The organism is Pseudomonas sp. WS 5071 (assembly GCF_012985765.1).
Taxonomy (GTDB): domain Bacteria; phylum Pseudomonadota; class Gammaproteobacteria; order Pseudomonadales; family Pseudomonadaceae; genus Aquipseudomonas; species Aquipseudomonas lundensis_A.
In genome coordinates, this window is record NZ_JAAQWY010000055.1 from 1 (window position 1) to 10721 (window position 10721).

The following is a 10721-nucleotide window of genomic DNA, read 5'->3' on the forward strand; positions in this document are numbered from 1 at the left end:
GCATCAGGCGATCATCGGCCCGAGGGCGCCCGGTGCGCTGATTTTTGGTGAAGATATCTGCAACCAGATCCCAGGCTGCGTCGGGGAGTTCATACCGCTTTGCCATCTTGGCCTCCTGGCTTTAATGGCGGTGTATTTTACAGAAAATCGTATTTCTTGGGTTTACGTACAGAGCCTAGAGATTGCATGCAAGCTTGTCAAACAGGCAAGGTTTCCCTTTGTAAGCGACTCAACAGCGCGGTTTTTCATCGCACATTATGGCTTGCCGGCGTCTTACAAGGCGCGGTTGCTCTAGCGTAATGGGGACTGAGTGATTGCACAGTGCCATTGTTTTTTGCCGACCGACCCTTCACCATCGATTGATTCTGCGTCTCTTTCTACGGACTGAAACCATTGGCGGCACGTTTTACTCCCTCGCGGTTTCTGTGCTGGCTGTTTTCAGCGCTGCTGCTGGCTGGCTTATTGCCTGGCGGGCTGCATGCCGATTGGGATTTCTCCCAGATCAGCCGGCGCGACACCGCGCTCTACGGGCCGTTGGGTGCGGGTCAGCAGCGTATTGATGACTGGCAGCAACTGCTGGCCACGCAAAAACAAGGCAGCGAGACGGAGCAGCTCAAGGTGGTCAACCTGTTCTTCAACAAGCGCGTGCGCTATGTCGAAGATATCGACTTGTGGAACCAGGTCGATTATTGGGAAACGCCCATCGAAGCCCTGTGGAAAGGCGCCGGTGATTGTGAAGACTATGCCATCGCCAAGTATTTCAGCCTGCGTCACCTGGGCGTCTCCAGCGACAAATTGCGCATTACCTACGTCAAGGCATTGCGGCAGAATCGCGCCCATATGGTCTTGACCTATTATTCGACGCCAGAGGCCATGCCCCTGGTACTCGACAGCCTGATCGATGAAATCCAGCCTGCCAGCCAACGGACCGACTTGCTGCCGGTCTACTCCTTCAACGCCGAGGGCTTGTACCTGCCGGGCGCCAAGGGCAACAAAAAGGTCGGCGACACCAAACGCCTGTCGCGCTGGCAGGATGTGTTGAAAAAAATGCGTGCGGAAGGCTTCCCAGCCGAGCCGGCCAACTAGGAGTAACTGTTCAGATGTCACTGTTCAAACAGCTGTTGATCGCTATCTGTCTGTTCCTGGTGGTCGCCTTCAGCGGCAGCTTCATGGTCAGCCTGGAAAGCTCGCGTACCCAGTACGTGAACCAACTGCGCTCCCACGCGCAGGACGCGGCGACCGCCCTGGCGCTGTCCCTGACACCCAATATCGACGACCCGGCGATGGTCGAGCTGCTGGTCAGCTCGATTTTCGATAGTGGTTATTACGCCAGCATCCGGGTGATCGATGTGACCAACGACCAGGTCATCGTCGAACGCAGTGGCATCCCCGACAACAACGGCGTGCCCAACTGGTTCGTCAAGCTGATCGGCCTGGAACCGGCCGGTGGTGACGCCCTGGTCAGCCGTGGCTGGGAGCAGGCGGCGCGGGTCGAGGTGGTCAGCCATCCGATGTTCGCCCTGGCCAAGCTGTGGCAGAGCGCCCTGGGCAGCCTCGGCTGGTTATTGCTGTGCGGCGCGGTGAGTGCGGTGCTGGGCGCGCTGTTGCTGCGCCGGCAACTCAAGCCTTTGGACTACATGGTCAAACAGTCCCACGCCATTGCCCGCCGCGAATTCCTGAGCCTGCCGGATCTGCCGCGCACCCCGGAACTGCGCCGCGTGGTGCAGGCGATGAACCAGATGGTGGAAAAGCTCAAGGCCCTGTTCCAGGAACAGGCCGAGCGTAGCGAAAAACTGCGGGTGGAGTCCTATCAAGACAACCTCACCGGCCTGGCTAACCGCCGTTACTTCGAGATGCAACTCAATGCGCGGGTCAGCAACCCCGAAGAAACCAGCTCAGGCTACCTGCTGGTGTTGCGGGTCAAGGACCTGGCCGGCCTCAACCAGCGCCTCGGCGGCCAACGCACCGACCAACTGCTGCAGGCGGTCGGTGAACAGTTGCTGCGCCAGTGCGAGCCGTATCCGGAAACCCACAACCTGGTCACCCGTATCCGCGGTGGCGAGTTTGCCGTGCTGGCGCCGGGGCTGATGCGTGAAGAGGCGTTGCAGCTGGCGCAGAACCTGGAAAGCACCCTGCAAAGCCTGCAAGCCACCGGCGCCAGTGACGTTTCGCCGGTTGCCTGTATCGGCCTGGCGCCGTTCAATCATGGTGATTCGCCGCAAGCCCTGTTGACCCTGGCCGACCAGGCGCTGGCCCAGGCCGAAACCCAGGGCGATGTCAGTTGGGTGTGCCTGGACCACAGCGCAGCTGCCAGCGTCGGCGACGACCATCATGCCTGGCACACACTGCTGGACCAGGCGCTGACCCAACATCGCTTCGAGTTGTACTTCCAACCGGTGGTGGCCAGCCAGGATCCGCAACTGGTCCTGCATTACAAAGTGCTCTCGCGCTTGGTCGACGGCCATGGCCACACGATCCCGGCCGGCCGTTTCCTGCCTTGGCTTGAGCGGTTTGGCTGGTCGGCGCGCCTGGATCGGGTGATGTTGGAGCTGGTACTCAAACAAATGGCCAGCCATGAGCACTCGCTGGCCCTGAACCTGTCTGCGGCGACCCTGGCAGACCCGCAAGCCCTGAACCGAATCTTCGACCTGCTACGCCAACATGCCAACCTGGGCCCGCGCCTGACCCTGGAAATCGGTGAAGAGCAACTGCCCGAACAGGCGGTGCTGGAGCAGTTGACCCACCGCCTGCGGGAGCTGAACTTTTCCCTCAGCCTGCAACGCTTTGGCGGGCGCTTCAGCATGATCGGCAACCTGGCGCGCCTGGGCCTGGCCTACTTGAAGATCGATGGCAGCTACATCCGCGACATCGACCAGGAAAGCGACAAGCGCCTGTTCATCGAAGCCATCCAGCGCGCAGCCCACAGCATCGACTTGCCGCTGATTGCCGAGCGGGTCGAAACCGAGGGTGAGTTGCAGGTAATTCGTGAAATGGGGATTTTTGGCGTGCAGGGCCAGCTGTTTGGTGAGCCGGCGCCCTGGCGCTGAGGCCGTGGCCGGCCTCAGATCAGGCCGGTCTCATCATCATTGATCAGGTGGCTCAGGCCACCCAGTGATTCCCGGGCGTTGCTGCGGTCCTTGAGCTTGGCTTGCGCGGCGACCGGCAGGTCCGTCAGGTTGATTACGCCTTTCTGGATCAGCACCTGAATCAAGTCTTCCAGCACCCGGATCATCTCCGAGTCACTGTGCTTGAGCTGCTTGAGGCTCAGCTCCGCTTCTTCATTGGCAAACCAGGCCTGGATCTCATGATGATCCGCGGGCAGGGTGCCCGTCGATTCGGCGAAGGCAACCGCTTCGGCGCGAATCAGCTCACCCTGTGCATCACGTTGCACGTAGAACATTGAACATCCCTCATGAGAAGAACTGACGACAGCCTGTCAGAGCATAGGCCAACGGCGCGCGATTGGGCGTGAGTATGCCGTGCAATCGCGACCCCATGCCAGTGAACGGTGGCCGCAAATGAATCGGCCGCCTCAAGAGGCGGCCGGTTCAGTGGTTCAGCTTAGGTGTGATCGACCTTGATGGTCGGGTCAGCACCACTGATCAACGAATTGATCGTCTGGCCGGACCAGTTGTTACCTTCCAGCTTGATCGTCACATCCGCATTGGCCAGGCCGCCGGCGGCGTTGAGCTTGCCTTCGGAGCTGATCTGCAGCGTTGTCACGTTATCCACCGTGGTCAACTTCAGGAAGTTGTCGATGGTGCCGTCGGTTTCACCCTTGAGCAGGTCACGCAGGTCAATGCGGTCGCCTTCCAATGCCTTGAAGTCCTTGATCACATCGTTGCCGACGTCACCGGATCTCCAGACGAAGGTATCGGCACCGGTGCCGCCGATCAGGATGTCATTGCCCTGGCCGCCGATCAGCGTGTCGTTGCCGGTACCGCCCAACAGGATGTCGTTGCCCTTGCCACCGTCCAGGTAGTCGTTGCCGCCCTGGCCGAACAGGATGTCATCACCCGAGCCACCCAGCAGGGTGTCATTGCCGTCCTTGGCACCCGAGGTGTTGAACTCGTTGTAGTGCTCGGTGATGTACTTATGCACATCCTGGCCGGTGACTGCAGACACCGCCACGCCGTTTTTCCCTGCCACGTAGGACTGGATGGCGTTGTAGCCTTCGCCGGTAACACCCGTGAAGCTCACCAGGTCGCCGAACAGGATGTCGTTGCCGTCACCGCCATCGACACGGTCGGCACCCGGCAGGGTAGCCTCGCTGTGACCGAGGATGGCGTTGGCCAGGTCCTTCGGATCGATGTTGCTTTGTGGCTTGTTGTCGCTGTCGTACGGTGCCAACTGCTCCAGGCCGACCCCGCTTTTAAGACCGATGGCTTCTACGCCACCCGTTGACAGGCCTTTGAGCAATGCAAACGCGCTCTGGGAGTTGCTGGTGGTGGGCCCGTCGGTGTAGTTGCCATAACCGTCACGAACGGATGTCTCATAGGTGCCATCCCCTTGAGCGTGGATGATCCCCCGGTCGTACCCTGAGCCGTAGTACCAGAGGGTCACCTTACCGGCAGCGTTGATCTCAAGGGAGACATTCGACTCGATGTTGATCCGGGTGGCGGTACCTATGGTGTAGTTGTTCATGTTGACGACATCATCGAGTCTGACGTTACCGTACAAGTACGGGTTGGTCTGCTCGGCGCGCTGGTAGAACGTCGGCTCACCGTCGGTGATGAAGTACGTGGTGTTGATTGCATCCTTGTTGCCAGTCGCCTGGGCACTTTGGAAGAAGTTGGATGCAGACTTGAACACGTCTTCGTAGTTGGTGCCGCCGGTCGACACCATCTTATCCAGGACTTTCTGCAACGCCTCCAGTGCACCTGGGTCTTTCAGGTTGACTGTAACCGTGCGATTGACCTGGTCACTGAAATCCGCGAGGAAGATGTTCACGACCCCGGAGGTGCTGGAGCCGATACTGTTTTTCAGTGAGTTGAACACGGTGGTCAGCGAGGCTTTCGCCGCCGCTACCGAGTCCGAACCCATACTGCCCGACGTATCGATCATGAACGCAATGTTGTAGTTCTTGCCCTGAACTACGTTCAGGCCCGAAACGTCCGCCACGATGATGTCGTTGCCACTGGTACCGGTGACGTTGTCATCGCCCGAAGTCGCCGTGCTCCCGCTATAGGTTGCCGGGTACACCTTGACCGGCAGATTGGCCACGGTTGTGGCCGAGCCGCCGAGGCTTTCGGTGGAGGTCGACGTCACGGTCAGGTTGTACTGGCCGCTGGTGTAAGGCAGTGGCTTGAGGCTCAGGTTGTTGAGGTTCCAACCGGTGACGTCCACTTCGGTATGGCCCTGGGTCGCCGTGAAGGTATGCCCGGCACCGTCGCTGAGCACTGCGCCCACCGGGATGCTGCCAATCTTCACGCTCAGGGTTTCCGAACCGTCGGTATCGGTCAGGCCGGTGGTGACTTTGGTCAGTTTGACCGTGCCGTTTTCCAGCCCTTCGTTGAGCTTGTACGCGTCGTAGTAACCCTGGCCGTTTGTGCCGTGCAGATCCGACACTTGCGCGCCGGCGCTGATCAGGTCGTTGATGCCGGTGTAGATCGGCATCGTGGTGTTGCTCAGGTTGGTCGCGGTGCCACCGTTGACCGACAGCTTGAGATCAAAGCTGCCCGGACCTGATTGGTTGGCATGGTAGATATCAATGCTGTAGTAGCCGTTGCTGGTTGGGGTGAACGTACCGTTGAACTGGCCGGAGTTCGAGCCCCAGGTACCGCTAGCCACATCTTTGCCGCCGATATTGACCAGGATGCTGTCATCGCCGTAGCCGCTGAAGGTGTACGACTTGCCGGCTTCCAGGTAGATCAGGCCGGAGGTCTTCGAGCCTGCACCGCCAGGCACATCTGCAGTAGGTAGGACGGTGGTCGAAACCGTCGTGCTGGTTGGCGTGCCGGCGTTGTCGATGGCATTTTTCAACACGGTCGCCGAGGCACCATTGCCGTTGGTGCCCAGGTTCGCAATGCTGTTCCAGCTCTGCTTGGTCAGGCCGACCGAGGCGATGTTGTTATCGGCAACGCTCAAGGTCGGCGCGTCTGCAACCGGAGTGATGTCGACTTTTACAGTGGCGCTGGTGCCCAGGTCCTTGCCATCGGTTGGCTGGAACTTGAACTGTGCATAATCAGCCTGCTTGTTGCCCACACCTGTGCCGCCGTAGCCGTCGGCTCCGGATTCGTTGGCATTTGGCGTGAAGCGCAACTGGCCGCCGTCGATCTGCGCCTTGGTGAAGGTCTGGCCGGCTGTCACGTTGGTCCAGGTAGTGCCATCCGCTGCCAGGAACTGCAGCTTGCCGGCTACTGGCAGCTCGGTGATTTTCACCCCGAGGCTGGCCTGCGGCGAATCCACATCGCTGACCCCGAAGTTGGCCCAGGTCAGCTTCAGCGACGTGTCTTCAGTGCCGGTGACGGCACCGCCGGTGGCAACCGGTGCGTCGTTGACCGCCACTACGTTGACCGTGGTGGTTGCCACGTTCGAGTAATTGCCGCCGTCGGTCACCGTCACGGTGATGGTCCGTGGCGTGGTGCTCGGGTCGTGGCTGCTGTTGCCGAACGTGATGTTCTTGATCTGCTGCATGTAGTCAGCCAGCGACGCCGTACCGGTCAGGGTCAGGGTGATCTTGCCGGTGACAGGGTCCGTGACCGAGGTCACGTTCATACCGGTGACCTTGCTGTAGTCCAGCGTGTCGCTCGGCTGAGTATTGGTCAGGACTACCGTGGCGCCAGTCAGCTGGGTGCTGTCCGGGTCGGTGATCTTGATGTCGGTATCAGCAATCGACACGCCACTGCCGCCTTCGGTGAACGTAGTCCTGTAGTCGTTGCCGGTGGCGCCACTGGAATTGTTGGCATCCAGGTCGATAACCGGTGGCGCATCGTTATCGATGATCGACGTTTCGATTTTGCCGTTGGTGGTGCTGATAGCCAGGTTCTCGAAGTTACCGCCGGAAGTGCCCGAGATACTGATCTCGAACTTCTCCGTAGGCTCGGTCAGCTTGTCGTCGATGGTCTTGATATCGAACGTCGCGCTGCTTTGGCCGGCCGGAATCTTCACGGTGTACACGCCGTTGAAGTCTGAACCGTCCTGGGCCACGCCTTTGTACGACAGGGTCACCGTGACTTCGGTTTGCGCCGGCTGGGTCAGGTTCAACGTGTAGTGAGCGGTCTGGCCTTCGGTCACCGAGGTATCGCCCGCAATACTGATCACGGTGTTGCTCGTCACGTCCGTCACTTTGGTGATTACTGGCGTGCCGACCGGGATCAGGTTTTCATACTTGTCGCCACCGCTGACCACATTGGTGATCTTGGCGGAAATGTCCTTGGCGCCCAGGTAGAAGTCATTCGGCGCGGTGAAGTTGGCAGTACCGCTGGTCTTGCCATTGCCGATGGTGATGTTCAAGTCGTTGTCCAACTTGATCACCAGGTCCGAACCCACGTTGGTCACGGCCACGCCGTTCTTATCCACGAGGCTGGCGGTGTAGACGATCTGGCCGCCTTCGGCGACGTTGGTGGTGGCGGTCAGCACAACCTTCACATCGTCGATGGTGTCGTTGATCTGCGTCGTTGCGCCGTCGCCAGCGACTACGAGCTTCTCGAAGTTGCCACCCGCGGTGCCGGTGATCTGGACGGTCTGGGTGCTCTTGTCGATGAACACGTCATCGCCTGGAGCATCAACAATCACGGTACCAACGGTTTCACCGGCTTTGATGGTGATGGTTTGCTTGTTGTCGAGTGTCAGGGTGACGTCAGTGTCAGCCTTGTTGCTCAAGGTGGCGGTGTAGGTGATTTTCCCGCCTTCGTTGACGGCGCTTGGCGCGGTCAAGGTGACGGTGGTGGTGTTGTCGGTGCCCGGTGTGTCAGTTACGACGGTGGTGACTTTATCGGTACCTGGAACCAGGTTCTCGAAGTGCTCGCCACCGGTGACTTTTTCGATGCCGGTCGTAACAGTCTGGTCGCCTTTGTACACGTCGTCCGGCGCTACAGCCGAAACAGTACCGCTCGACTCGTTCACACCGATGGTGATGACCTGTTTGTTATCGAGGGTGATGGTCAGCGGACCAGTGGTGTTGGTAACTGGCTTGCCGTCTTTATCAACCAAAGTCGCGGTGTAAACGATCTCGCCGCCTTCGCCGACAGTTTTGGTGGCAGTCAGCACCACATCAACCTTGTCGATGGTGTCGTTGATCTGCGTCGTTGCGCCGTCGCCTGCGACTACGAGCTTCTCGAAGTTACCGCCTTCAGTACCGGTGATCTTGACCGTCTGGGTGCTCTTGTCGATGAACACGTCATCGCCTGGAGCATCAACAATCACGGTACCAACGGTTTCGCCGGCCTTGATGGTGATGGTTTGTTTGTTATCGAGCGTCAGGGTGACGTCGGTATCCGCTTTATTAGAAAGCGTCGCGGTGTAGGTGATCTTGCCGCCTTCGTTGACGGCGTCTGGCGCGGTCAAGGTGACGGTGGTGGTGTTGTCGGTGCCCGGTGTGTCAGTTACGACGGTGGTGACTTTATCGGTACCTGGAACCAGGTTCTCGAAGTGCTCGCCACCGGTAACTTTTTCGATGCCGGTCGTAACAGTTTGGTCGCCTTTGTACACATCATCCGGCGCTACAGCCGAAACAGTACCGCTCGACTCGTTCACACCGATAGTGATGACCTGTTTGTTATCGAGGGTGATGGTCAGCGGACCAGTGGTATTGGTGACTGGCTTGCCGTCTTTATCAACCAAGGTTGCGGTGTAAACAATTTCGCCGCCTTCGCCGACAGTTTTGGTGGCAGTCAGCACCACATCAACTTTGTCGATAGTGTCGTTGATAGTCGTTGTCGCGCCGTCGCCAGCAACCACAAGCTTCTCGAAGTTGCCGCCCTCGGTGCCGGTGATCTGGACGGTCTGGGTGCTCTTGTCGATGAACACGTCATCGCCAGGGGCATCAACAATCACGGTACCAACGGTTTCGCCGGCCTTGATGGTGATGGTTTGTTTGTTGTCGAGGGTCAGGGTGACGTCGGTATCCGCTTTATTAGAAAGCGTCGCGGTGTAAGTGATTTTCCCGCCTTCGTTGACGGCGTCTGGCGCGGTCAAGGTGACGGTGGTGGTGTTGTCGGTGCCCGGTGTGTCGGTTACGACGGTGGTGACTTTGTCAGTACCAGGGACCAGGTTCTCGAAGTGCTCGCCACCGGTAACTTTTTCGATGCCGGTCGTAACAGTTTGGTCGCCTTTGTACACATCGTCCGGCGCTACAGCCGAAACAGTACCGCTCGACTCGTTCACACCGATGGTGATGACCTGTTTGTTATCGAGGGTGATGGTCAGCGGGCCGGTGGTGTTGGTGACTGGCTTGCCGTCTTTATCAACCAAAGTTGCGGTGTAAACGATTTCGCCGCCTTCGCCGACAGTTTTAGTCGCGGTCAGAACCACATCGACCTTGTCGATGGTGTCGTTGATCTGCGTAGTCGCGCCGTCGCCAGCAACCACAAGCTTCTCGAAGTTGCCGCCCTCGGTGCCGGTGATCTGGACGGTCTGGGTGCTCTTATCGATGAACACGTCATCGCCTGGGGCATCAACAATCACGGTACCAACGGTTTCACCGGCTTTGATGGTGATGGTTTGCTTGTTGTCGAGCGTCAGGGTGACGTCGGTATCCGCTTTATTAGAAAGCGTCGCGGTGTAGGTGATTTTTCCACCTTCACTCACTTCAGTCGGAGCCGTCAGGGTCACAGTGGTGGTGTTATCGGTGCCCGGTGTGTCGGTGACAGTCGTGGTGACCTTGTCAGTGCCCGGAACCAGATTTTCGAAGTGCCCGCCGCCAGTTACTTCCTTGATGCCGGTAGTAACGGTTTGGTCGCCTTTGTACACATCGTCCGGCGCTACAGCCGAAACAGTACCGCTCGACTGATTCACGCCAATGGTGATGACCTGGTTGTTATCCAGAGTCACGGTCACTGGGTTGGTGATGTTAGTCACCACGTTTCCAGCCTTGTCGACCAAGGTGGCGGTGTAGACGATCTGGCCGCCTTCACCCACGGTTTTAGTCGCGGTCAGGACTACATCAACCTTGTCGATGGTGTCGTTGATCTGCGTAGTCGCACCGTCGCCTGCAACCACCAGCTTCTCGAAGTTACCGCCTTCAGTACCGGTGATCTTGACCGTCTGGGTGCTCTTGTCGATGAACACGTCATCGCCAGGGGCATCAACAATCACGGTACCAACGGTTTCGCCGGCCTTGATGGTGATGGTTTGTTTGTTGTCGAGCGTCAGGGTGACGTCGGTGTCCGCTTTATTAGAAAGCGTCGCGGTGTAAGTGATTTTTCCGCCTTCGTTGACGGCGTCTGGCGCGGTCAAGGTGACGGTGGTGGTGTTGTCGGTGCCCGGTGTGTCGGTTACGACGGTGGTGACTTTATCAGTACCTGGAACCAGGTTCTCGAAGTGCTCGCCACCGGTAACTTTTTCGATGCCGGTCGTAACAGTTTGGTCGCCTTTGTACACATCATCCGGCGCTACAGCCGAAACAGTACCGCTCGACTCGTTCACACCGATAGTGATGACCTGTTTGTTATCGAGGGTGATGGTCAGCGGGCCGGTGGTGTTGGTGACTGGCTTGCCGTCTTTATCAACCAAAGTTGCGGTGTAAACGATTTCGCCGCCTTCGCCGACAGTTTTAGTCG

4 protein-coding genes and 1 pseudogene are annotated in these 10721 nt (G+C 58.7%); 2 read left to right on the forward strand and 3 right to left on the reverse strand.

What is annotated here, in order from left to right; all coding sequences use genetic code 11:
- Window positions 1–106 (reverse strand): annotated as a pseudogene (locus HBN61_RS21785) (IS5/IS1182 family transposase); the annotation flags it as partial.
- Between the two features lie 287 nt (window positions 107–393).
- Between HBN61_RS21785 and lapG the strand changes: the two are divergent.
- The gene (gene lapG, locus HBN61_RS21790; RefSeq protein ID WP_153334161.1) at window positions 394–1086 is read left to right on the forward strand and encodes a cysteine protease LapG; all 693 of its coding nucleotides are present in this window, start codon (window positions 394–396) and stop codon (window positions 1084–1086) included.
- A gap of 14 nt (window positions 1087–1100) precedes the next feature.
- The gene (lapD, locus tag HBN61_RS21795) at window positions 1101–3047 is read left to right on the forward strand and encodes a cyclic di-GMP receptor LapD (RefSeq protein ID WP_029300704.1); all 1947 of its coding nucleotides are present in this window, start codon (window positions 1101–1103) and stop codon (window positions 3045–3047) included.
- A 14-nt stretch (window positions 3048–3061) separates the two neighbouring features.
- On the opposite strand, the gene HBN61_RS21800 is transcribed toward lapD, so the two are convergent.
- Both HBN61_RS21800 and HBN61_RS22775 read right to left on the reverse strand, forming a co-directional pair.
- Window positions 3062–3400, reverse strand: a complete 339-nt coding sequence (locus HBN61_RS21800; RefSeq protein ID WP_029300706.1) for a hypothetical protein — start codon at window positions 3398–3400, stop codon at window positions 3062–3064.
- 161 nt (window positions 3401–3561) lie between these two features.
- A partial coding sequence (locus HBN61_RS22775) for an immunoglobulin-like domain-containing protein (RefSeq protein ID WP_262498824.1) occupies window positions 3562–10721 on the reverse strand: 7160 nt, incomplete at its 5' end.